The sequence below is a fragment of the uncultured Pseudokineococcus sp. genome (assembly GCF_947499845.1).
Classification (GTDB): domain Bacteria; phylum Actinomycetota; class Actinomycetes; order Actinomycetales; family Quadrisphaeraceae; genus Pseudokineococcus.
This window is the reverse complement of the sequence record NZ_CANMPM010000003.1, coordinates 172,027-195,270: the sequence shown is the minus strand read 5'-3', so window position 1 is coordinate 195,270 and position 23,244 is coordinate 172,027. Positions and strand designations below refer to the sequence as shown.

Sequence of the window (23,244 nt, the reverse complement as noted above, 5' to 3'; positions counted from 1 at the left end):
GCGCCGACGGCGCGGAGGAGCTGCTCGCGAGCGGGTCGCCCGGCCGGCGGTTCAGGGCGTGCCGGCGCCCCAGAAGTCGTCGAGCAGGGCGGCCGTGGCACCGGGGTTCTCGGCGTTCGGCAGGTGCCCGGCGCCGGCGACGACCTCGTGGCGGGCGCCGAGCCGTGCGGTCATGGCGCGCTGCCAGGCCTGCGGCCAGGCGTCGTCGTCCTCCCCGTGGGCGACGAGCACGGGGAGCCCCGTGCCCGCGAGCTCCTCGGTGGGGTCGGCCGTGTCGGCCAGGACGGCGACCGCGCCCAGCAGCGCGGCGGTCGACGTGCGCTCCGAGCGCTCACGCAGGAAGGCGTCGAGCGGCTCGAGGTCGCGCGGGTCCCGCTCGGCGAGCCCGGGATTGTCGAGGGCCCACAGGCTGCGGCCGCCCGCCGCGGCGAGCCGCGGTGGCAGGTCGGCCTTGCGGCCCAGCCAGCCGTGCGGCCCCGAGCACAGCAGCACGAGGTCGGCCAGCAGCTCGGGGGCCGCCAGTGCGGCCGCCCGCGCCACGACACCGCCGAAGCTGTGGCCGAGCAGGTGGACGCCGGGGAGGGGCCGCCCGGCGCCCCGGGGCGGTCGGGCGCCACCGACGAGGCGGACCACCTCGACGGCGTCGGCCGCGAGGTCGGCGAGCAGGTAACCGGTGCCCCGGCCCGCACCCGCGTCGTCGGGGCTGCGCGCCGAGTCGGCCTGGCCGCGCTGGGAGTACGCCCATGCGTCCCAGCCGCGGGCCGCGAGCAGCGGCAGCAGCGCGAGGAAGTCCTCCTTCGAGCCGGTGAAGCCGGGCACGAGCACCGCCGTCCCCCGCGCCGGCGCCGGGCGGCCGTCCTCGTCCCGCGGCCGGGCGCGCAGCGCCGTTAGCCGGCCGACGGCGACCTCGAGGACGAGCGGCTCGACGCCGTCCGGCAGGGGCAGCCCCCCGAAGGGCGCGCCGGGGCGGACGCCGTCGGACAGGTCCGCAGGCCCGCCGCCGGGCGCGCTCACGCCGCCCCCTCCGCGCGGCTCGGCTGCGGCACGGCGTCCAGCAGCTCGACCGTGTACGGGTCCTGCGGGAAGCGGAGCACCTGCGAGGTCTCGCCCCGCTCGACGACCCGCCCGTCGTGCAGGACGAGGATGTGGTCGGTCACCACGCGCGCCGACAGCAGGTCGTGGGTGATGTAGAGCATCGACACCCCGTGCTGGGCCCTCAGGTCCTCCAGCAGCGCGAGGACGCCCGCGCGCAGCGACACGTCCAGCATCGAGACGGGCTCGTCGGCGACGATGATCTGCGGGTCGCTCGCCAACGCCCGGGCGATGACGACGCGCTGGCGCTGGCCGCCCGAGAGCTGGTGCGGGAGCTTGGCCGCGAACTGCTCGACGGGGGTCAGGCCCACCGTGTCCAGCAGCTCGAGGACGCGCGCCCGCGCCTCGCGGCGGCTGCGGCCGGTGTAGTTCACGACCGGCCGCGTGAGCGTGTACTCCACGGTGTGCAGCGGGTTGAGGGCCGCGTACGGGTCCTGGAAGACCATCTGCACGTCGCGGCGCAGCTCGCGCAGACCGCGCCGCCGCAGCCGGTCGACCCGCACGTCGCCGACGGAGACCGTGCCGGCGGTGGGCCGCACGACGCCCGTGATGAGCTGCGCCAGCGTCGACTTCCCCGACCCGCTGGCCCCCACGAGCGCGAGGGACTGCCCGGGCTCGAGGCGCATCGAGACGTCGTCGAGGGCCGTGACCGGGGCAGCGCCCCGTCGCGGCGGCGGGTAGACCTTGCTGACCCCCTCGACGACGACCGGCGCGGTGGCCCGGCGGCCGGCGCCGGGCGAGCCGCCGGAGCCGCGGGCGCTGCGCTCGGCGGCCGTGCCCGACGACGTCACGAGCTCTCCGCCGCGGGCGGCGAGGCCGGGCAGCTCGACGACCTCGGCCCGCGGGTCGCCGTAGTGGCTCAGCAGCATCTTCGTGTAGTCGTCCTGCGGGTCGCGCAGCACGTCCCGGCTCGGGGCGTCCTCGACGACGACGCCCTCGTGCATGACCATCACGCGGGACGTCGACTCGAGCACGACGCCCAGGTCGTGGCTGATGAGCAGGGCCGTGAACCCCTCCGATGCCTGCAGCTCCCGGATGGTGCCCATCACGGCGTGCTGGACGAGGACGTCGAGGGCCGTCGTCGGCTCGTCGAAGACCATGAGCTGCGGCTCGAGCGCCAGGGCCAGCGCGATGGACACGCGCTGGCGCATGCCGCCGGACAGCTCGCCGGGGTAGCGCCCCAGCACCGTGGGCGCTAGCTCTACCTTCTCGACGAGCTCGCGCGCCCGCGCGGCGCGCCGCTCGCGCGGCACGTGGCCGTGGGCGGCGAAGACGTCGTCGAAGTGGTGGCCCACCGTTCGCACCGGGTTGAGGGCGTTCATCCCCGACTGCAGGACCATGGCGAAGCCGCCGCGCCGCTGCGCCCGCAGCTCCTCGTCCTCCAGGGCCGCGACGTCCGCGCCGTCGAAGAGGATGCGCCCCGACGAGATCCGGGCCGGCGGCTTGGACAGGCGCGTCAGCGCGAAGCCGAGCGTCGACTTCCCGGAGCCCGACTCGCCGACGAGGCCGACGAACTCGCCCCTCTCGAGGGTGAAGGAGACGTCGCGCACGGCGTGCGTCACGGGCGCGTCCGACGGCTCGTAGACGACGGAGAGGTCCTGGACCTCGAGCAGGCTCATCGACCGCTCCCCTCGCGCAGGCGGGGGTTGGACAGGCCGTCCACCCCGAAGTTGACGAGGCTGAGGGACGTCGCCAGCAGGGCGATGCACAGGCCGGGCGCCAGGAGCAGGACCCACTGGCCCGTGAGCAGCGCGTTGGAGTTCTGCGCCCAGAACAGCATGGTCCCCCAGCTCACCTGGGTCGTGTCGCCGAGGCCCAGGAAGGACAGGCCGGACTCGGCGATGATCGCCGCCGTCGCCGCGCCGAAGAAGCTGCTGGCGATGATCGATGTCATGTTCGGAAGGATCTCCCGGAAGACGACGCGCCAGGAGCGCTCGCCGGAGAACTGCGCGGCGGTGACGAAGTCGCGCCCCCGCAGGGACTGGGTCTGCGAGCGCAGCACCCGCGCGCCCCATGCCCAGCCGGTGAGGACGACGACGAAGATGATCATGTCGAGCCCGCTGTTCTGCAGGTACGCGGCGATGACGATCATCAGCGGCAGGCCGGGGATGACGAGGAAGAGGTTGGTGACGAAGTTGACGACCTCCGCCAGCGGCCCCCGGACGTAGCCCCACGAGAGGCCGACGAGCACGGCCACGAGCGTGGAGAGCGCACCCGCGACGAAGCCGACGAGCAGCGAGATGCGGGCGCCGAAGACGACCTGCGACAGCACGTCCTCCCCCGCCGCCGTCGTGCCGAAGGGGTGGGCAGCGCTCGGCCCGGCCCCGCGCGCGAAGTCGTTGGCGGTGGGCCCGTAGGGCGCGATCACCGGCGCGAGCACCGCGACGAGGACGAAGAAGGCCAGCACGAGCAGGCCTAGGCGGGCCTTGCGGTTGGCCCACACCGTGCCGGCCCCGCGGGTGACCACGCGCCAGCGTGGCGGCGCAGCCGTCGGCAGGTCCGGGGGCGCGGCGTCCGGTGCGCCGGCGGGGTGCTCGGACTCCGAGCCGCCGGGGTCGGGGAGCGTCGTGGGCGTTGTCATCGGCGAGTCCTCGGGTCGAGGATCCCGTAGAGCGTGTCGACGACGAAGTTGGCGACGAGGACGCTCAACGTGATCATCAGGAACAGGGCCTGCATGAGCGGGTAGTCCTGGTTCGTCACGGCGTTGTAGAGCAGGTAGCCCACGCCGGGGTAGGCGAAGACCTGCTCGACGAGGAGCGACCCGCCGACGACGCCGCCGAGCGCGAGCCCGAAGCCGGTCAGGTTGGGCAGGATCGCGTTGCGGGCGGCGTAGCGGAGCGCGACGGTGCGCGAGCGCAGGCCGTTCGCCTCGGCGAAGGTCACGTAGTCCTCGCCGAGCGTGCCGATCATCGCGTTGCGCATGCCGAGGATCCACCCGCCGAGGGAGGTGAGGAGGATCGTCACGGCCGGCAGCACGGCGTGGGCGACGGCGTCCGCGAGGAAGGGCCCGTTGAGCCCGGGCGTCGTGTACGGGCTGTAGGCGCCGGACGTGGGGAACAGCCGGAAGGTGTAGCCGAGGAAGAACAGGAGCAGCAGCGCCGTCCAGAAGTACGGGAAGGCGGCGAGGAAGCTCCCGGTCAGCGTCGGGAGCGCGTCGAGCCTCGTCCCCCGGCGCCAGGCCGCGAGGACCCCGACGAGCGTCCCGATGACGAAGGCCGCGACGGTGACGAGCCCCACGAGCACCAGCGTGAACGGCAGGGCGCTGCCCACGAGCGAGGCCACCGTCGACGGGAAGAACGTGTAGGAGACGCCGAAGTCCAAGGTCACGACGTTGCCCAGGTAGTCCCAGTACTGGCTGAGCACGCTGCCGGTGGGAACGCCGAGCTGGGCCTCCACGGCGGCGCGCGTCGCGGCGTCGACGGGACCGTTCTGGGATAGCCGCGCGATGGCGGCGTCGGCGGGCGAGCCGGGCATGAGCCGCGGCAGGAGGAAGTTCAGCGTGATCGCGGCCCACGCGGTGAGCGCGAAGAGGCCGAGGCGGCGCAGGAAGTAGCGCACACGGAACACCTCTCTCGGTGAGGACCTCCCGCAGGAGGGGTCGGGAGGGCCCGCGCGGACGGCCGGTCGTGGCCGACCGCGCGGGCCGGGGTGGTCAGCTGCCCGCGCGCTCGAGGTTGGTGTCGATGAGCAGGACGTTCGAGTCGTAGGTGATCGGCGTCGCGTAGGGGTCGTCCTCGGAGGGCCACCCGGTGAACTTCGCGTCGCTGAACAGGCCCCACAGCCCGCCGTAGTACATGGAGATGACGGGCACCTGCTCGTACATCACCTGCTGCAGCTGGCCGGCCAGCTCCTCCTGCTCGGCGAGGTCCGTGGCGGCCTGGTACCGGGCGAGGAGCTCGTCCACCGCCGGGTCCGAGAAGCGCTGGTAGTTCGACGACGCGGCGCTGCCGACCGGGACGGCGAACTCGCTGTTCAGCAGCTGGTTCATGTCGCGGTAGAAGGAGCCCGTGCCGCCGAAGCCGCCCATCGCGAGCTGGAAGTCGCCGTTGTTGACGGCCTGCTGGTAGGCGGCCGGCTGCGGCTGCTCGATGGTCACGGCGATGCCGACGGCCTGCAGCTGGCGCTGCACCTCCTGCACGCCCCGCAGCCAGTCGGTGTAGCCGTTGGCCGTGGTGATCGAGAGGGTCACCTGCTGGCCGTCGGGGCCCACGAGCTGGTCCCCCCGCTGGGTGTAGCCCGCCTGGGCGAAGGCGGCGAGCGCCGCGTCGACGTCCTGCGCCACCTCGCCTCCCTCGGGCACGTCCTCGTCCAGCAGGTCCTCCTGGCCCGGGAGGATGAGCCCCGACTGCGGCGCGGCGTCGGTGTAGCCGCGCGTCGCGGCCTCCGAGATCGCCTCGCGGTCCAGCGCGAGCGACAGGCCGCGCCGGAAGTCGACGCTGTCGAAGGGCGCCTCGGTGAGGTTGGGCAGCAGGGAGATGGTGCCGCCCGGCGGGAACCAGTACGTGTTGCCCTCGTTCGCCGTGACCCAGGTGTCCTCGACGTCCTCGATGTAGGCGTAGGCCCAGTCGTAGCCGTTGTTCACGAGGTCGAGCTGCTCGTTGGAGGCGGGGATGACGAGCTCGTCCGCCGCCACCGCGTCGGCCTGCCAGTAGTCGGGGTTCTTCTCGAGCGTGTACTGGGTGTCCGTGTACGTGCCCAGGGTGAAGGGCCCGGTGCCCACCGGGTCCTCGTCCGCGTAGGACACCGGGTCGTCGACGTCGGCCCACAGGTGCTCGGGGACGATGACGGTCCCGCCGACGATCTCCGTGGCCGGGACGTCGGGCTCGCTGAAGCGCACGGTCACGTCCATGCCGTCCGCCTCCACCGAGTCCAGGCGCTGCCAGACGCCGTCGAGGTCGAGCGCCGGGTTGTCCTTCAGCATCTGGAAGGTGAAGGTCACGTCGTCGGCGGTGAAGGGCTCGCCGTCGGTCCACGTGACGCCCTCGCGCAGCGTGAACACCGCCGTCTGCGGGTCCACCTGCTCGACCGACTCGGCGAGGAAGGGCGTCGACTCGCCGTCCACCGTGTTGAGCACCGTGAGGGGCTCGTAGATGTGGAAGGCGCCCTTGCGCCCCGTGGGGTTGTAGGGGTTGAAGTTCCGGGTGAAGTTGGGCGAGCCGTTGTCGCCGGCGAACAGCATGGTCCCCGCGGCGTCGCCGCCCTCGGCGCCCTGCGGCGCCTGCGCGCCCATGCAGCCGCTCACCACCAGCGCCGCGGCGAGGCAGACGCCGGTCGCCGTCGCGACCCGCCCCCGACGGTCAGTCGTCCTCATGGCTGTCTCCTCCGTGTCGTCGTCGTCACGCGCGCCGGGATGCCTTCGTCGGCGTCCCCGGGCGTAGATTGAATGTATGCGCTTACATCGTCGGAGTGCAACAACGGGTCGGGGCGGGCCGCCCGCTCGCCGGGACGGATCGGGCGTCTCAGGCGCGGCCGCAGCCGCAGCTCTCCCTCAGGAGCACCTGGACGGGCAGGACGCGCGTGGTCGGCGGCGCGCCGGGTCCCGCCAGCCGCTGCAGCAGCGCGTCGACGGCCACGCGCCCGAGCTCGACCATCGGCTGGTGCACCGTCGTCAGCCGGGGGCGCGAGCGCCCGGCGGCGTCGATGCCGTCGAAGCCGGTGAGCACCAGGTCCTGGGGCACCCGGACGCCCGCTCCGAGGAGGACGTCGAGGACACCGAGCGCGGTCTGGTCGTTGGCGCAGACGAGCGCCTCAGGCAGGTCTCCGGCGTCGACCAGACGGCGCGCCAGGTCCCGGCCCCGGGCCTGGGTGAAGTCGCCGCGCAGCAAGGGGGCCTCGGGCGCAGGCAGCCCGGCCGCGCGCAGCGCCGCGCGGAAGCCGTCGAAGCGGTCGCGGTCGTCCGAGACGTCGGCGGCGCCGCCCGCGAAGGCCAGGTCGCGCAGGCCGTGGGCGTGCAGCAGGTGCTCGGTGAGCACCCGCATGCCCGGGCCGTTCGCCGTGCCCACGTGGTCGTGGTCGTCGCCGTCGCGGTGCCCCGCGACGACCACCACGGGCGTGCTCCGGCCGATGCGGGCCAGCACGTCCGCCGGGACCGTGCCGCCGAGGACGACGAGGCCGTCGACCCGACCGGCGAGGTCGTCGAGGACGGCCTCCTTGCGGGCGCCGCGGGCGACGGCCACGGTCACGGAGAGGCTGTGGCGCCACGCCTCGATCTCGACGCCGCGCATCACCTCGCCCATGTAGAGGTTGGTGACGGGCTCGGCGCCGCCCGGTGGGTCCGGGCGCACGGTGACGGGCTCGTCCGACAGGCAGACGGGGTCGATCTCCTCGACGTCGTCGAAGTCGGGGAAGACGAGCCCCACGGCCCCCGAGCGACGAGCGGCGAGGCCGCGCGCGCTGCCGCTCGGGACGTACCCCAGCTCCCGGACGGCGTCGAGGACGCGCTGGGTCGTCGCCCGCGACACGGCCTCGGGGCGGCGCAGCACGCGCGAGACGGTCGCGATGGAGACGCCGGCGCGCTCGGCCACGTCGTAGACCGTCGCCCGGGAGCGCTCCGGGACGCCGGTCGGGGGGACCACCACCACGTCGGCCTCCTCCCGCTCTCGGCGTCCGTCCGCCAGGGAGTGTGCCGCGCCGCCCCGGCGCGCGCGCCACCGGGCCGCCCGTCCCCGCCCCACCCGTCTCGACGAGGAGATGCCATGACCGAGCCCGACCGTCCCACCCGCGGCGCTCCGCCGCACCGCCCGAACGTCGTCCTGGTCCTCACCGACGACCACGCCTCGCACGCCGTCGGCGCGTACGGCTCCGTGGTGAACACGACCCCCCGGATCGACGAGATCGCCCGCGCCGGAGCGCTGCTCGAGAACTGCTTCTGCACGAACTCGATCTGCACGCCGAGCCGAGCCTCGATCCTCACCGGCACCTACAGCCACGTGAACGGCGTCACGACGCTGTCGACGCCGATCGACGCGAGCCAGCCCACCTTCGTCTCCCGGCTGCGCGCCGCCGGGTACCGCACCGCGGTGTTCGGCAAGTGGCACCTCGGCCACGGCGAGGGCCACGACCCCCAGGGCTTCGACCGCTGGGAGGTGCTCGTCGACCAGGGCGAGTACTTCGACCCCCGCTTCCTCACGCCCGAGGGCCTGGTCACCCGACCCGGGTACGCCACCGACGTCATCACGGACCTCGCGCTCGAGTGGCTGGAGGGACTCGAGGGCGACGCGCCCTGGTGCGTGCTGGTGCACCACAAGGCCCCGCACCGCTCGTGGTTCCCGGACGAGGAGCACGCCGGCATGTACGCCGACCCGATCCCGGTGCCCTCGACGTTCCACGACGGCGACACGGGCTGGGCGACGAGGTCCCTCGCGGCGCGCCACCAGGCCATGACGATCGCCGACCACCTGCACCCTGTGGACCTCAAGCAGGACCCGCCGGAGGGCCTGGAGGGCGAGGAGCTCGCCCTCTGGAAGTACCAGCGCTACATGGAGGACTACCTGGCGTGCGTCGCGTCCGTCGACGACAACGTCGGGCGCGTCACGGACTGGCTGCGCGAGCGCGACCTCTTCGACGACACGCTGCTGATGTACACCTCCGACCAGGGCTTCTTCCTCGGCGACCACGGCTGGTACGACAAGCGCTTCATGTACGAGGAGTCCCTGCGGATGCCGTTCGTGCTGAGCTACCCGCGCGCGGTCCCGGCGGGGACGGTGCACCCGGGCACGGTCACGAACGTCGACCTCGCGCAGACGATCCTCGCGGCGGCGGGCGTGGACGCCCACCCCCGGATGCACGGGCGCAGCTTCTGGCCCGACCTCACCGGCGGCGCCCCCGAGCCCGAGGTCGACGGCATGTACTACCGGTACTACGAGAACGACGACCCGATCCACCACGCGCTCGCGCACTACGGGTTCCGCACGGAGCGCTACAAGCTCATCTACTTCTACAACGACGGCATGGGCCTGCCCGGCAGCGGCCCGGGGACCTTCCCGCCCGAGTGGGAGCTCTACGACCTCGCCGAGGACCCCGACGAGGTGCGCAACGTGGCCGACGACCCGGCCTACGCCGAGGTCCGCCGCGACCTCGAGGTCCGCATGTGGCGGCGCCAGCACGAGCTGGGCGACGTCCCCCATCCCAGCCAGCCCGTCCCCGCCGGGATCGCCGACGGGCGCACCGACGAGAGGAGCAGCTGACATGACGACCGCACACGGAGGCTACGGGGACTTCGGGAGCAGTCTGCGCGACCTGCCGCGGCTCCGGACCTCGCGGCGTCGCCGCGCGTCGAGCTGGGACCGCACCGGCGGCAACGACGACCGCGTGACCGTGCGCCCCGGCGAGACCATCACGCTCGCCGACATCACCGGCGCCGGATCGGTCAACCACATCTGGATGACCGTCGCCCCCGCCGGGTTCGACGCCGGGGCGGACGCCGACCACCTGCGCCGCCTCGTGCTGCGCATCACCTGGGACGGCGCGGAGCACCCCAGCGTGCTGGTGCCGCTCGGCGATTTTTTCGGCGTCGGGCACGCCCGGACGACGAACTTCGTCTCGGCGCCGCTGCAGATGAGCCCGCAGGACGGCAAGGGGTTCAACTCCTGGTTCCACATGCCCTTCTCCGACGGCGCGCGCGTCGAGCTCCTCAGCGAGTGCGAGGAGCGGGACATGTGGGTCTACTACTACGTCGACTACGACGAGCTGGACGTCCTCGAGGGGGGGCTCGGCCGCTTCCACGCGCAGTTCCGCCGGGTGAACCCGACCCCCGGGATCTCCGAGGACGGCCTGAGCAACGACGAGCTCCAGTTTGGCGGGACCAACCTCACCGGCGCGGACAACTACACGATCCTCGAGGCGTCGGGTCGTGGCCACTACGTGGGGTGCGTGCTCAACATCACGAACCTGCGCGAGACCGACGAGGGCAACTGGTACGGCGAGGGCGACGACATGATCTTCGTCGACGACGAGCCCTTCCCGCCGTCCCTGCACGGCACGGGCACCGAGGACTACGTGAACACGGCCTGGTGCCCGTCGGAGACCTACAGCGCGCCCTACCACGGCATCACGCTGCCGGGCGGGCCCAACTGGGCGGGGCAGGTCTCGGTCTACCGGTTCCACGTCGAGGACCCGGTGCCCTTCACCCGCTCGATCCGGGTGAGCATCGAGCACGGCCACGCCAACCGCCGCAGCGACGACCTGTCGTCCGTGGCGTACTGGTACCAGGAGCTGCCGCACGCGCCCTTCGGCATCCCGCCGGTGGCCGAGCGCCTGCCCTGACGGACGGGGGACGCGCGGCCGTGCGAGGGGCCGTCCCGCGCACGGCCGCGCGTCCCCGGTCGTGGCCGGCCGGCGCTGCCGGGGGCGTCAGCGAGCCCCCGGCACGCCCCCCTCGTCGCCCTCGCGGCGGGTCGTCACCGAGAGGCTCGTCGCGCCGCTCGCCTCGGCGCGGCTGCGCGCCTCCTCGTAGGCGTCCTCGCCGTCGTCCGCCCGCTGCGTCGACTCGTCCTGCCCGACGTGCTGGGTGATGCCGGGGGCGTCCTCGTCGACGGGGCGCGCGCCCGGGTCCGACGCCTCGGGGGGCGGGTCGGCGCTCGCGCCGGGGGTGACGGCGGCCGACGGCTCCGCGTCCGGGTCGGGCCGGACGTCGGACTGCTCGTCGGGCTGCTCGTCGTGGGGGTGGTGGCTCACGGTCGTCTCCTCGTCCGCCGGCGGGTGCTCCCGCACGCTAGGCACGCGCCCCTCGCCCCGCCGCTCGGGCCGGGTGAACATCCGGTGGACGGCCCGTGGCTCGGACGACGGTGGCCGCGACGCGGAGCGGCGGTCCGCCGAGGAGGACGAACGTCCGGTCCCGCGATCCGTCGGGCCGCTGACCTGCGGTGACGCGACCGCAGGACGCGTTCGTCCTCCCCGTCGGCCGCTCACCCGGCGTCCGGGGCCGCGCCCTCCAGCTCGAGCAGCCGCCGCTTGGCGTCGAGGCCGCCCGCGTAGCCGGTGAGCGCCCCGCTGCCGGCGACCACGCGGTGGCAGGGCAGGACGACGCACACCGGGTTCGCGCCCAGGGCCGCCCCGACGGCCCGCGACGCGCTGGCGCGCCCGAGGTCGCGGGCCAGCGCGCCGTAGGTGGTCCGACGCCCGTACCCGACGGCGGCGAGCCGGCCGAGCACCGACCGCTGGAAGGGCGTCGCGAGCGCGAGGTCGACCGGGACGTCGAAGGACCGCCGCTGCCCGGCGAGGTACTCCTCCAGCTCGTCGGCCGCGCGCGCCGTCCGCCCCGGGGCCTCGACGACGCGCGGGGACACCCCCGCCGCCAGGCGCCGCAGAGCCCGCTCGAGGGCGGCGTCGTCCGGCACGAAGGTCGACGCGACGAGCGCGCCGCCCGGCCCGTCCGCGAGCAGCACGCGGCCGATCACGGTCTCCCGCACGGAGAACCCGACGTCGGCCCCGGCTCCCGCGGTCGTCGGCAGGACGGGGCGGCGCAGCCCCTCCGACGTCGCGGCGCGCAGGCGACCCACCGCCGCGCCCTCGTCGCCGCTCCGCTCGTCCGCCACCCGCTGCTCGCCCACGACCCGCCTCCTCGTCATCGCCCGTCTCCTCGTCATCGCCCGTCTCCCTCGTCATCGCCCGTCTCCCTCGTCGCCGTCCCCGGCCGCCCCGAGCTCCCGGCGCAGCGCCGCGAGCGCGTCGCTGACGAGCCGCCGCGTCGCGCCGGGCGTCGTCCCCAGGGCGCGCGCCACGGTCGCGTGGTCGGCGTCGACGACGTAGCGCAGGGCCAGCGCCGTCCGCTGCCGCTCGGGCAGCGCCCGCACGGCGGCCCACACGGCCGGGTCCGCGCCGGCCAGCTCGCCGTCGGCCGGGTCCCCGCCCGCCGGGGCCTCCGGCACCTCCTCGACCGGCACGGGACGCCGCGCCCGCGCTCGGTGCACGTCGGTGGCGCACCGGCTCGTGACGACGAGGAGCCAGGCGCGCGGGTCGCGCAGCCCCCCGGGCGGCGGGTAGGCGGCCAGCGCCTGCGCCCACGCCTGCTGGGCGACGTCGTCGCCGTCCACCGGGCCGGCGAGGGCGCGCGCCAGCCGGGCGACGTCGCGCCAGTGCTCCTCGACGAGGAGGGCGAAGGGGGGTGCGCTCACGGGAGGAGGACGCGCGGGGTCGCCCGCGTGTGAGGGCGGCCCGTCCGGGGACGGCCGGGAGGACCCGCGGAGGGGCCGGTGGAGGGGTCGGCGGAGGGGTCGGCGGAGGGGGACGCCGAGGGGTGCGCCGGGCGACCGGCGCAGGGCCGCAGCGCCCGGGGGCTGGACCCGCGCGGGCACAGGGGTCCAGGCTGTGCCACGGGGGACGGGGCGTGCGCCGGAGCACCGAGGTCCCCGGCGGGGCGCTGCCCCGTGCGTGCAGGACGTCTGGAGGAGCGATGCAGGTGGCCACGACCGCGACGGCACCCGAGGTGCTCGACTCCCGCCAGCGCGGGGACGCCCGGGCGGTGGCGGTGGCGCACCGGCCCGGGGCCGTGCCCGTGGCGCGGCGGACGATCACCGCCGACGTCGCCGAACGGGTCGACGACGAGCTGGTCCACGAGGTCAGCGTGGTCGTCAGCGAGCTGCTCGGCAACGCCCTGCGCCACGCCCGCCCCGACGACTCCGGGCGCGTGCTGCTGCGCTGGCAGGTCCGCGGCGACGTCGTCGACGTCGAGGTGACCGACGGCGGGTCCCCCGGTGAGGTCCGGCCCCAGCGGCCGGCCCCGATGGCGACCTCCGGCCGCGGGCTGCGCATCGTGCGCGCCCTGGCGCACGAGTGGGGCGTCGTCGAGGAGGACGACGGCCGGCGCACCGTGTGGGCCGCGCTCGGCGGCCCGACGCGCCGTCGCCGACCGGTCGCCTGACGCCGCCGACCGGTCGCCTGACGCCTCCGCCGGTCGCCCGACGCCCCGACGGCGCCCGTAGGCCCGGCGGTGGGACGCGGCGGGCCCAGGCGGCTGCGTAGGGTCGCGCCATGGCGAAGAGGTCCCCCGCACGTCGTCCCGCCGCCACCGCCGTGGAGGACGTGCCCGTCGTCGGCCCGCGCGAGCCCTGCCCCTGCGGCTCCGGCAAGCGCTACAAGGTGTGCCACGGGCGCGCCGCCCGTGCGGCGGCCACCGAGATCGTCCGCCGCCCCTTCGCCGGGCTGCCCGGCGAGGCCGACTGGGTCTGCCTGCGCGAGGTCGTGCCGGCGGCCACCGCCTCCGTGCGGACGACGCCCGAGCACGGGGGCGTCGACGTCACCGTCGCGACCGTGCTCCCCCTGGCGTGGCCGGGGCTGCACCGCGCGGACGGCGAGCGCCTCGTCGGCCTGCAGGCGCCCGGCTCGAGCGGCGACCCGAGCCGCGACCTCGCCGCGGCGCTCCTCGCCGTCGTCGCGAGCGAGCCCGGGCAGCCGCTCGAGCAGCGGCCCGCGGTCACCCCCGCCACCCCGCGCCTGCAGGACGTCCTCGACGTGTCGCAGCCCTTCGAGGTGCGCGTGCACGAGGGCTTCGACTTCTGGCTGCCCGAGGGCGCCGAGGCCGACGCCGAGGTGGCCGCCTCCCTCGAGCGCGCCGACGAGGCCGTCGTGCCCACCGAGCGCCTGCGCACCGTGGACGGCGCCTACTGGTGCCGCATCGGGGAGCGCACGCACCTGAGGTGGGCGATGGTCGAGGACGAGGAGCCCCTGCTCGACGCCCTCGCGCGCCTCCACGCGGCCGGTCGGGCGGGCCTGGGCGAGGGCACCAAGTACGTCGGCGCCTTCCGCGCCCAGGGCCTCGTCGTCCCCGTGTGGGACCTCGCGGAGGACGCCGTCGCCGACGACGTCGAGGAGCCCGCGGCCGCCTTCCGCGCCGCGCTCGACGAGGCGCTCGCGACGACGGACCCGCTGACGGCCGACGAGCGGCGAGCCCGCGCCGGCGTCGTCTCCCGCCAGGTGACCCTGCGCTGACCCGGCCCGCCGTCACCGCCGCTCGGCCTTCGTCATCCGCCCGCGAGGCGCTCCCGGACGGACTTCGTAGCCCTTCTCCGCGCCGGGGGCGCCCGGCGACGGAGTTCGTAGCCTTCTTCCGAGGGGAGGCGCGGGTCAGCGTGGGGGGAGCGGGTCCCGGGAGACGGGGCAGCTCATGCACCGCGGACCGCCGCGGCCCGACCCGAGCTCGGAGCCGCTGATGGGCAGCACCTCGACGCCGTGGGCCTCGAGGCGGGCGTTGGTCCGGGTGTTGCGCTCGTAGGCGACGACGACGCCGGGCGCGAGGGCGAGGGTGTTGTTGCCGTCGTCCCACTGCTCGCGCTCGGCCGTGACCTCGTCGAGGCCGGTGTCGACGACGCGGAGCTCGTCGATGCCCATGGCCTCGGCGGCCGCGGCGAGGAAGGGCCTGGCCCCGCCGACGTGCACGCCGGCCGACGGGTCGGCCGCGTCGACGGGCGTGAGCGCGTACGCCGTCAGCGAGTGGGCGATCGAGGGGTACATGACGACCTGGTCGACGTCGACCATCGTGCAGACCGTGTCGAGGTGCATCGTCGCCCGCTCCTGCGCCACGGGCACCGCCAGGACGGTGTGCGCGCGTCCGCTGCGGAACGCCCTCTCGGCCAGGCGCTCCACGCCGGCGGGCGTCGTCCGCTCCCCCGTTCCGACGGCGAGGACGCCGTCGGAGAGCACGAGGACGTCGCCGCCCTCGACGTGCTCGAGGCCGGGCTCGTAGAGCAGCTCGGTGCCGGCGAAGCGCGGGTGGTGGGCGTAGACGACCCGCGTCAGCGACGTCTCCCGGTGCCGCGCGGGCATCGCCAGCGACGACACGACGACGGAGTCCCCCACCCAGGCCGACGAGTCGCGCGTGAAGAGGAGGTTGGGCAGCGGCTCGACGACGAAGTCGCCGGCCTCCCGCAGCGCGGCCACGAGGCCCGGCTCGCGCGCCGGGCGCGCCAGGTCGAGCTCGTCGAGCCGCAGGCCGGCCACGAGCACGTCGGCGAGGTCCTTCGGCGCGAGCCCGTGCAGGTGCTCCGCGACCCGCGCCCCGAGGACCTGCCCGAGCGAGGGGTCGGTGAGGACGGCGGCGACGGACTCCTCGCGGGCGGCGGGCTCCTCGAGGGCCTCGGCGATGAGGTCGGCGAGCTCGAGCACCTCGACCCCCCGGCCGCGGAGCAGCTCGGCGAAGGCGTCGTGCTCGTCCTGCGCGCGCGCCACCCAGGGGATCGCGTCGAAGAGCAGGCGGTCGTTGTTGCGCGGGGTCAGCCGCGCGAGCTCGGCGCCCGGGCGGTGCAGCACGACCGAGCGCAGCGGCCCGACCTCGCTCGTGACCCCGTGCGGCGCAGGCGGCTGGCTCGGCATGGGCGGAGGCTAGCCGCGCGGTCCGGCTCCGGGGCGCTCAGGCCGTGAGGGCGCCGGACGCCGCGGCGCGCCCCGCCGGCGAGCGCAACCACCGCAGCCCCAAGCCGACCCCGACGAGCGCCAGGCCGGCGAAGAGGACCGCGGAGAGGACGTAGCCGCCGAGACCGGCGACGAGGAGCGCGAGGGAGCCCGCCGCGAAGGAGACGAGCAGCGCGACGGTCGTCAGGGCCGTGAAGTCGCTGCCGCCGGTGGCGGGGCGCGACAGGTCCATGCTCACGGTGTAGATGACGACGTTGAGCGCCGTGTAGGCGACGAGGAAGCCCGACAGCGCCGAGACCGTGCCGACGAGCGGCGCCGCGCCGAGCAGCAGCGGCGCGAGCCCGGCGGTGGACAGGACGAGCACGGCACCGCCGGCGACGAGCACCGCCGCGCGGCCCAGCCGGCGCACGAGCCACCCGGAGACGAGCCCGGCCACGAGCGCCGGGACGCTCACGACCACGCCGCTGACGACGCCGATGCGGGCGAGGGACCAGCCGGCGTCGACGAGCGCCGGGCTCGTGAGCGCCCAGACGCCGGCCACGCCCCCGTAGAGCAGGGGCACGACGACGAGCGCCCACGCCGGCACGCCCGGCCGGCGGAAGACCGACACGACCGCGCCCCACGGCACGCCTCCCCCGGACCCGTCCGCGGAGCTGCCCGCGGCACCGCCGTCCTCCGGGCGCGGGGGCTCGCGGAAGGCGGCGACGACGACGAGGGCCGCGAGCGTGAGCGCCGCGAGCAGCAGGACGGCGGCGTGCCAGCCCCAGCGGTCGTAGACGAGGACGCAGACGCCGCCGCCGAGCACCGTCCCGAGGTAGCTGGCGGCCACCTGCACGCCGCCGGCGACCCCGCGGTCGGCCGGGCGCAGCAGCCGCACCGAGAGGGCGTCGGCCGCGACGTCCTGGGTCGCGGACAGCAGCACGAAGACCGCCGAGAGCGCCGCCAGCGGCCCCAGGGCCGCAGCGGGGTCGTCGAGCGGCAGCATCCCCAGCAGGGCCAGCACCATGCCGCTCTGGAGCACGAGCAGCCACGAGCGGTAGTGCCCGAGGCGGCGGGAGCCGTAGCGGTCGAGCAGCGGCGCCCACAGCAGCTTGAGCGGCCACACGAGCCCGAGCAGCGAGAGCAGGCCGAGGGTGTCGAGCGAGGTCCCCGCCTCCCGCAGGACGGCGACCAGGCCGACGGTGAGGAAGCCGATGCCGATGTACTGCGTCACCCACAGCGACCCCAGCAGCAGCCAGGGGGGTCGGGCGCCGCCCGCGCCGCCCCGCAGGTCGGCCGGAGGGGCGACGACGGGGTCGGCGGGCGCGGCGCCGACGACGGCGGGCGCCGACGCGGCCGGCCGGCTCACGCCTCGTCCCGCCAGTACCCGAGCGCGGAGACGCGCTCCTTCGGGACGCCGAGCTCGCGGCGCAGGTGGCGCACCAGCGCCCGGGTGCTCGCGGCCTCGCAGCCCAGCCAGAACCAGTCGGCGCGCGCGTCGGCGTCGGCCCAGCCCGACCGCACCCGGTCGACGAGGGCCCCGCCCGCCGCCGCCCCCTCGCCGCGGGGCACCCACGTGACGTCGTGGCAGGCCCGCGCGCGCACGGGCAGCGCCCGGTCGTCGGGGTGGCCCTCCTCGAGGACGACGGTCGCCGGCGTCCCGGCGTGCGCGTCGAGCACCGAGTTCACCGCCGGCAGCGAGGCCGGGTCACCCACGAGGTGGAGGCGTCGGACGGGCTCGGGCAGCGGGTCGAAGCGGGTGCCGTAGACGGTGGCGTCGAGGCGGTCCCCCGGCCGGGCCGCCAGGGACCACGCCGCCGCGACGCCGTCGTGGAGGGCGAACTCGAGGTCGAAGGAGCCCGCCGCCGGGTCGGGGTCGACGACCGTGAAGGCGCGCTGGTGCGGGCGCCCGCCGTCGGAGAACCACAGCCGCACCCACATCGTCGGGTGCGGCGGGCAGGCCGCCAGCAGGCCGCCGTCGCGCACCCGCACCCTCCGGCAGCGGCCGCCCACGTCCTGCGCCGAGAGCACCTCGAGGGTGAAGTCCCGTCCGCGCAGCGCCTTGATCACCGCGCCCTGCCAGCCGTGCTGCACGTGCGCCTCCTCGCCTCGGGCGGCCGCGGCCCGGGAGGGCCGCACGCCGGTCCGGCCTCGGCCGGGGTGTGTACCGTACCCGGCGCTGAGGGCAGCCTTACCTACTGCCCTCGCGCTGCCCGTCCCCGCCCCGCCCGCCCGTCCCCCCGGGAGCCACCGTGACGCCGTCCTCCGCCCGACCGCGCGACCGCGCCGCCGTCGAGGTTCCCGTGGTCGGGAGCGCCCGTCGCCCCGCCCCGACCGCCGACGCCTTCCTGCGCGAGACGACCGCCGACGCCTACGTGGCGACGATGTCCGCGGCGGTCGACGTGCTGAGCCGCTCGGTCCGCGGGGCACGGCGACCGCACACCGGCGCCCCGCAGCAGGAGCTGCAGGAGCTCGTCGACGCCGTCGACCTGGACGCGCCCCTCGGCGACACCCCCGCGGCCCTCGAGGAGCTCTCGCGGGTGTGGCTCGACCACGCCGTGTGGTTCCACGCGCCCGGCTACGTCGCGCACCTCAACTGCCCCGTGGCGCTGCCGGCGCTCGCGGCGGACCTGCTGGCCTCCGCGGTGAACACCTCGATGGACACCTACGACCAGTCCCGGGTGGCCACCCTCCTCGAGCGGCGCCTGCTGGACTGGGCCGCCGAGCGGGCCGGCCTCGGGCCGGGCGCGCGCGGCGTCTTCACGAGCGGCGGCACGCAGTCCAACACCCACGCGCTGCTGCTCGCCCGGGAGGCGGCGCTGGCGGCGCGCGGTCTCGCGCGGCCCGACGAGCTCCTGCCCGGCCGCCTGCGCGTGCTGGCGAGCGACCAGGCCCACTTCAGCGTCACGCGCGCCGCGCGGCTCCTCGGCCTGGGCGCCGACGCGGTCGTGCGGGTGCCCACCGACGCCCGCCACCGCCTCGACCCCGCCGCGCTGGCCCGGGTCGCCGACGAGGTGCGGGCGGCCGGCGACGTCGTCGCGGCGGTCGTCGCCACTGCCGGGACGACGGACCTCGGCCGCGTCGACCCCCTCGCCGCCGTCGCGGACGTCTGCGACGAGCGCGGCCTGTGGCTGCACGTCGACGCCGCGTACGGCGGGGGCCTGCTCGTCTCGCGCCGACGGCGGCACCTGCTCGACGGCGTCGAGCGGGCGTCGTCGGTGACCGTCGACTTCCACAAGACCTTCTTCCAGCCGGTCGCCTCCTCGGCGGTGCTCGTGCGCGACGGCGCGGCGATGGACCTCGTGGCCCACCACGCCGCCTACCTCAACCCGCGCGAGGAGGGCGTGCCCAACCACGTCGACACGAGCCTGCAGACGACGCGGCGCTTCGACGCCGTGAAGCTCTGGCTGACGCTGCGGGTGATGGGCGCCGACGCGCTCGGCGACGCCGTCGACGCGTGCGTCGACCTCGCGGCCGACGTCGCCGAGGACCTCGCCCGCCAGCCCGACGTCGAGCTCCACAGCACGCCGGAGCTGAGCACCGTGCTCTTCCGGCTGCGCCCGCTGGTGGCCGGGCCCGACGGCGTCCCGACGCCCGTCGACGACGGCACCGCCGACGCGCTCGTCGGCGGGGTGCGCGACCGGCTGGCCGCCGACGGCGCGGCCGCCGTGGCCCGCACGGTCCTCGACGGGCGGCCCTGGCTGAAGATGACCTTCCTCGACCCCGCGACGACGCGCGCCGACGTCGCCGACGTCCTGCGCCTCGTCCGCGAGGCCGGCGAGGACCTGCTCGCGCCGCTGCCCGCCCCGGTGGCGGCGGCCGCGGGGAGCGCGGCGTGAGCGCCCCGGCCGGCGCGGGCGCGCCCGAGGGCCCCGTCCACGACTTCGTCGCCGTCGGGATCGGCCCCTTCGGCCTCGGGCTGGCGGCGCTCGTCGCCCCGGTGCCCGACCTCTCCGGCGTCTTCCTCGACGCCAAGGAGGAGTTCTCCTGGCACCCCGGGATGATGCTCGAGGGCGCGACGACGCAGGTGCCCTTCCTGGCCGACCTCGTGACGATGGCCGACCCGACGTCGGAGTTCTCGTTCCTCGCCTGGCTCAAGGCGACGGGGCGCCTGTACCCCTTCTACATCCGCGAGTCCTTCTACCCGCTGCGCTCGGACGTCGACGCCTACTGCCGCTGGGTCGCGGGCCGCGTGCCGGGCCTGCGCTTCGGCCGCGAGGTCGTCCGGGTCGACCACGAGGACGACGGGGCCGGCGGCCGCTACGTCGTCACGGCCCGCTGCACCCGCACGGGCGCCACCGAGACCCACCGCGGGCGCCGGCTCGTCCTCGGCGTCGGCACGCGGCCGTCGGTCCCCGAGGTCGCCCGCGACCTGCCCGGGCCCGCGCTGCACAGCGCCTCCTACCTCGACCGGAAGGACGAGCTGCAGCGCCTGGGCTCGGTCGCCGTCGTCGGCAGCGGCCAGAGCGCCGCGGAGGTCTACCTCGACCTGCTCACCGACGCCCGCCGGTACGGGTACCGGGTGGACTGGGTGACGCGCTCGCCCCGCTTCTTCCCCATGGAGTACACCAAGCTCACGCTCGAGATGACCTCGCCGGAGTACGTGCGCTACCACCACGCGCTCCCCCCGCGCCGCCGCGACGAGCTGGCCCGCGAGCAGCGCCAGCTGCACAAGGGCATCAGCGCCGACCTCGTCGACGCGATCTACGACACGCTCTACCGGCTCGGCGCCCGCGGTGAGGTGCCGACGGAGCTGCTCACCGGCGTCGAGCTCACGGGGGCGCGCTGGGACGCCGAGCGGCGCACGTACGCCCTCGACCTGCACCACGCCGAGACGGGCGGCCGCACGACCCGGGAGACGGAGGGCCTCGTCCTCGCCACCGGGTACCGCGCCGAGGTGCCCGCCTTCCTCGAGCCCGTGCGCCACCGCGTCCGGTGGGACGCGCAGGGCCGCTACGACGTCGCCCTCGGCTACACCGTCGACCACGACGACCGGGAGGTCTTCGTGCTCAACGGCGAGGAGCACACGCACGGCATCGCGGCCCCCGACCTCGGCATGGGCGCGTTCCGCGCCTCGGTGATGATCAACGCGATGTGCGGGCGCGAGGTCTACCCCGTCGAGGAGCACATCGCCTACCAGCAGTTCGGCCTCGGGAGCCCCGCCGGCGGCCCTCCCGACGGCGGTGCGCGCGGCGGGACCCCGGCGTCCGAGCCGGCGCCGGCGGGGGCCCCCCGGTGACCGCCGCGGGCCCGACGACGGCGCCGGTCGCCGGCGTGACGGCGCGCTCCGCGCTGGGCACGTGGACGTTCGCGCCGCTGCCCGTCGACGGCACGACGCCCCTCGACGACCCGACGCTGGTGCGGCTGCACGCGTGGGTGACCGCGCCGCGATCGGTGTTCTGGCAGATGCAGGGCGCCACGACCGAGGACGTCCGCGCCGAGCACGCCACCATCGCCGGTGACCCCTGCCACCACGCGTGGCTGGGCCACCTCGACGGCCGCCCGCTCGTGCTGGCGGAGACCTACGACCCGCGCGAGCGCGTGCTCGCCGGCCACTGGGACGCCGAGGCCGGCGACGTCGGCATGCACGTGCTCGTCGCGCCGCCCGAGCCCGGCGCTCCCCCGCTCCACGGGCTGACGGCGACGGCCGTGGCCGCCGTCGTCCGCCTCGCGCTCGCGCAGCCGGGGGCGCGGCGCGTCGTCGTCGAGCCCGACGAGCAGAACACGGCCGTGCGCGCCAAGAACCTCGCCGCCGGCTTCGTCGAGCACGGCCTGCTCGCGCTGCCCGGCAAGACGGCGGTGCTCTCGACGTGCACGTGGGAGGCCTTCGCGCGCAGCGAGCTCGGGGAGCTCGTGTGGTGACGGCCGGCGCCGGGCTCGACCCCGCCGATCTCGCCGACCTCGCCGTGGGGGGCGCCGAGCACCTCGAGCCCACGGCCATGGCGGCGGCGCAGCGCCACCTCGTCACCAAGGCGCTCTCGGAGCTCGCGCACGAGCGGCTCCTCCGCCCCGAGCCCCTCGACGGCGCCCCGGTGGACGAGGTCCCGACCGACGGCACGGGGACCGACGGCCCGGGGACGGCGGACGGGCGCAGCCCGTGGCGCACGTGGTCGCTGCGCACGCCCGGCGCCGCGCCCCACCACGACCGCGCGCCCGGCACCGCGGAGTACCGCTACCGCGCCCGGGTGCTGCCCCTGGAGCACTGGGACGTCGACGCGGCGTCGGTCACCCGCACGGTCGACGGCGCGCCGGCCGACCTCGACGTGCAGGACCTCGTCGTCGAGCTCGCCCCGTGGCTCGGCGTGCCGGACGCCCTGCTGCACACCTACCTCGAGGAGCTGGCGGCGACGCTCGCCGGCGCCGCGTGGAAGCTCCACCACCGCCGCGCCGACGCCCGGGTCCTGGCGCGCGCCGACCTGCAGACCGTCGAGCGGTCGATGACCGAGGGCCACCCGGGCTTCCTCGCCAACAACGGCCGCATCGGCTTCGGCCTCGACGACGCCGCCCGGTACGCCCCCGAGGCCGGGCAGCCCGCCCGCCTCGTGTGGGTGGCCGCCCGGCGCGACCGCGCCGTCCTCGCGCTCGGCGCGGGCGTCGACGAGGACGGGCTGCTCGACGGCCAGCTCGGGCCCGAGGTCCGGGCGGCCTTCGCGCACCGGCTGCGCGACCTCGGCTGCGACCCAGTGGGCTACGTGCTCCTGCCCCTGCACCCGTGGCAGTGGGACGCCAAGGTCGCCGTCACCTTCGCGCCCGACCTCGCCCGCCGGGACCTCGTCCTCCTCGGCCGCGGGCCCGACCGGTACGTGCCCCAGCAGTCGATCCGCACCTTCTTCGACGTCGACCGCCCCGAGCGCCACTACGTCAAGACGGCGCTCGCGGTGCAGAACATGGGCTTCGTCCGCGGCCTGTCCCCCGCCTACATGGCCAGCACGCCGGCCGTGAACGACTGGGTCGCCGACGTCGTCGCGGGCGACCCCGAGCTCGGCGGCTCGGGCTTCGGCGTCCTGCGCGAGCTCGCCGCCGTCGGGTACACCGGCGACGCCTACCACCGCTGCGCGCGCCCGGGCCCCCGGTCGGCGCACCAGCGGATGGTCGCGGCGCTGTGGCGCGAGAGCCCCGTGCCGCGGCTGGCCGACGGCGAGCGCGCCATGACCATGGCGGCGCTCCTGCACCGCGACCACGAGGGCCGCTCCCTCGTCGGGGCCCTCGTCGAGGGCTCCGGCCTCGGGGCGCGCGCGTGGCTCGAGCGCTACCTGCGCGCCTACGTGCGCCCGCTCGTGCAGTGCCTGCTCGTGCACGACCTGGCCTTCATGCCGCACGGGGAGAACGTCCTCGTCGTGCTGCGCGACGACGTCGTCGAGCGGGTCCTCGTCAAGGACATCGGGGAGGAGGTGGCCGTCTTCGGCGACCGGCCGCTGCCCGACGGCGTCGAGCGCGTGCGCGTGGCCGACGACCCGGGCGTGCGGCTGCTTTCCCTGTTCACCGACGTCGTCGACGGGGTGCTGCGCCACCTCGTCGCGATCCTCGACCGCGACGGGCTGCTGCCCGCGGAGGAGTCCTGGCGGGTGCTCGCCGAGGTCCTCGACGCCCACCGCCGCGACCACCCGGCCGCGCACGAGCGCTTCGACGTCTTCACCCCGACCTTCGCGCACTCCTGCCTCAACCGGCTGCAGCTGCGCAACACCCTCCAGATGGTCGACCTCGCCGACCAGGTCTCCTCCCTGCTCATGGCGGGCGAGCTGGACAACCCGGTGGCGCCGCACGACCCGCGGCGTCGCACCGGCGCCTCCGCGAGCGGTCCGGCCGCGGGCGGCGCGCCGTGACGCC

At 75.9% G+C, this 23,244-nt stretch carries 20 protein-coding genes; 8 read left to right on the top strand and 12 right to left on the bottom strand.

What is annotated here, in order from left to right; genetic code table 11:
- Window positions 1-51 precede the first annotated feature (51 nt).
- The 6 genes from Q0789_RS04450 to Q0789_RS04425 all read right to left on the bottom strand — a co-directional run bounded on the left by Q0789_RS04450 (window position 52) and on the right by Q0789_RS04425 (window position 7,673).
- Window positions 52-1,014: an alpha/beta hydrolase gene (locus Q0789_RS04450; RefSeq protein ID WP_298802533.1), complete on the bottom strand. Its 963-nt coding sequence runs from the start codon at window positions 1,012-1,014 to the stop codon at window positions 52-54.
- Window positions 1,011-2,711, bottom strand: a complete 1,701-nt coding sequence (locus Q0789_RS04445) for an ABC transporter ATP-binding protein (RefSeq protein ID WP_298802531.1) — start codon at window positions 2,709-2,711, stop codon at window positions 1,011-1,013. The genes Q0789_RS04450 and Q0789_RS04445 overlap by 4 nt, the downstream gene beginning before the upstream one ends.
- On the bottom strand, window positions 2,708-3,673 hold the full coding sequence (locus Q0789_RS04440; protein WP_298802530.1) for an ABC transporter permease: 966 nt from the start codon (window positions 3,671-3,673) through the stop codon (window positions 2,708-2,710). Before Q0789_RS04440 ends, Q0789_RS04445 begins: the two co-directional genes overlap by 4 nt.
- Complete coding sequence (locus tag Q0789_RS04435; RefSeq protein WP_298802528.1) at window positions 3,670-4,650, bottom strand: ABC transporter permease; 981 nt, start codon at window positions 4,648-4,650, stop codon at window positions 3,670-3,672. The genes Q0789_RS04440 and Q0789_RS04435 overlap by 4 nt, the downstream gene beginning before the upstream one ends.
- A gap of 94 nt (window positions 4,651-4,744) precedes the next feature.
- A complete protein-coding gene (locus Q0789_RS04430) occupies window positions 4,745-6,403 on the bottom strand; it encodes an ABC transporter substrate-binding protein (RefSeq protein ID WP_298802526.1) in 1,659 nt (552 codons plus the stop codon).
- A gap of 148 nt (window positions 6,404-6,551) precedes the next feature.
- Entirely contained in the window at window positions 6,552-7,673 is a 1,122-nt protein-coding gene (locus Q0789_RS04425) for a LacI family DNA-binding transcriptional regulator (protein ID WP_298802524.1), read from the bottom strand.
- 114 nt (window positions 7,674-7,787) lie between these two features.
- Between Q0789_RS04425 and Q0789_RS04420 the strand changes: the two genes are divergently transcribed.
- Window positions 7,788-9,278: a sulfatase gene (locus Q0789_RS04420; protein ID WP_298802522.1), complete on the top strand. Its 1,491-nt coding sequence runs from the start codon at window positions 7,788-7,790 to the stop codon at window positions 9,276-9,278.
- Between the two features lies 1 nt (window position 9,279).
- Entirely contained in the window at window positions 9,280-10,356 is a 1,077-nt protein-coding gene (locus Q0789_RS04415; RefSeq protein WP_298802520.1) for a glycoside hydrolase family 172 protein, read from the top strand.
- 87 nt (window positions 10,357-10,443) lie between these two features.
- Here Q0789_RS04415 and Q0789_RS04410 read toward each other — a convergent pair whose 3' ends face one another.
- From Q0789_RS04410 to Q0789_RS04400, 3 genes are all read right to left on the bottom strand, one after another.
- Window positions 10,444-10,767 carry a hypothetical protein gene (locus tag Q0789_RS04410; RefSeq protein ID WP_298802518.1) on the bottom strand — a complete coding sequence of 108 codons (324 nt, stop codon included), beginning with the start codon at window positions 10,765-10,767 and terminating at the stop codon, window positions 10,444-10,446.
- Between the two features lie 230 nt (window positions 10,768-10,997).
- Entirely contained in the window at window positions 10,998-11,660 is a 663-nt protein-coding gene (locus Q0789_RS04405) for a methylated-DNA--[protein]-cysteine S-methyltransferase (protein ID WP_298802516.1), read from the bottom strand.
- Between the two features lie 33 nt (window positions 11,661-11,693).
- Window positions 11,694-12,206 (bottom strand): sigma-70 family RNA polymerase sigma factor, encoded by a 513-nt coding sequence (locus tag Q0789_RS04400; RefSeq protein WP_298802514.1) that lies wholly within the window; start codon window positions 12,204-12,206, stop codon window positions 11,694-11,696.
- Between the two features lie 284 nt (window positions 12,207-12,490).
- Here Q0789_RS04400 and Q0789_RS04395 point away from each other — a divergent pair, with 284 nt between their 5' ends.
- Both Q0789_RS04395 and Q0789_RS04390 read left to right on the top strand, forming a co-directional pair.
- Complete coding sequence (locus tag Q0789_RS04395; protein ID WP_212770533.1) at window positions 12,491-12,952, top strand: ATP-binding protein; 462 nt, start codon at window positions 12,491-12,493, stop codon at window positions 12,950-12,952.
- Between the two features lie 110 nt (window positions 12,953-13,062).
- Window positions 13,063-14,019, top strand: coding sequence for a DUF5926 family protein (locus Q0789_RS04390; RefSeq protein ID WP_298802508.1), 957 nt, complete (start codon window positions 13,063-13,065; stop codon window positions 14,017-14,019).
- 135 nt (window positions 14,020-14,154) lie between these two features.
- On the opposite strand, the gene Q0789_RS04385 is transcribed toward Q0789_RS04390, so the two are convergent.
- The 3 genes from Q0789_RS04385 to Q0789_RS04375 are packed head-to-tail and all read right to left on the bottom strand — an operon-like array spanning window position 14,155 to window position 17,511.
- On the bottom strand, window positions 14,155-15,399 hold the full coding sequence (locus Q0789_RS04385) for an arginine deiminase (RefSeq protein ID WP_298802506.1): 1,245 nt from the start codon (window positions 15,397-15,399) through the stop codon (window positions 14,155-14,157).
- 37 nt (window positions 15,400-15,436) lie between these two features.
- The gene (locus Q0789_RS04380; protein WP_298802504.1) at window positions 15,437-16,786 is read right to left on the bottom strand and encodes an MFS transporter; all 1,350 of its coding nucleotides are present in this window, start codon (window positions 16,784-16,786) and stop codon (window positions 15,437-15,439) included.
- Window positions 16,783-17,511 (bottom strand): siderophore-interacting protein, encoded by a 729-nt coding sequence (locus Q0789_RS04375; RefSeq protein ID WP_298802502.1) that lies wholly within the window; start codon window positions 17,509-17,511, stop codon window positions 16,783-16,785. The genes Q0789_RS04380 and Q0789_RS04375 overlap by 4 nt, the downstream gene beginning before the upstream one ends.
- Window positions 17,512-17,720: 209 nt before the next feature.
- On the opposite strand from Q0789_RS04375, the gene Q0789_RS04370 reads away from it, so the two are divergent.
- The 4 genes from Q0789_RS04370 to Q0789_RS04355 are packed head-to-tail and all read left to right on the top strand — an operon-like array spanning window position 17,721 to window position 23,240.
- On the top strand, window positions 17,721-19,256 hold the full coding sequence (locus Q0789_RS04370; protein ID WP_298802500.1) for an aminotransferase class I/II-fold pyridoxal phosphate-dependent enzyme: 1,536 nt from the start codon (window positions 17,721-17,723) through the stop codon (window positions 19,254-19,256).
- On the top strand, window positions 19,253-20,656 hold the full coding sequence (locus Q0789_RS04365) for a SidA/IucD/PvdA family monooxygenase (RefSeq protein ID WP_298802498.1): 1,404 nt from the start codon (window positions 19,253-19,255) through the stop codon (window positions 20,654-20,656). Before Q0789_RS04370 ends, Q0789_RS04365 begins: the two co-directional genes overlap by 4 nt.
- Complete coding sequence (locus tag Q0789_RS04360) at window positions 20,653-21,279, top strand: GNAT family N-acetyltransferase (protein WP_298802496.1); 627 nt, start codon at window positions 20,653-20,655, stop codon at window positions 21,277-21,279. The genes Q0789_RS04365 and Q0789_RS04360 overlap by 4 nt, the downstream gene beginning before the upstream one ends.
- Window positions 21,276-23,240 carry an IucA/IucC family siderophore biosynthesis protein gene (locus Q0789_RS04355; protein WP_298802494.1) on the top strand — a complete coding sequence of 655 codons (1,965 nt, stop codon included), beginning with the start codon at window positions 21,276-21,278 and terminating at the stop codon, window positions 23,238-23,240. Before Q0789_RS04360 ends, Q0789_RS04355 begins: the two co-directional genes overlap by 4 nt.
- Window positions 23,241-23,244: the final 4 nt, after the last annotated feature.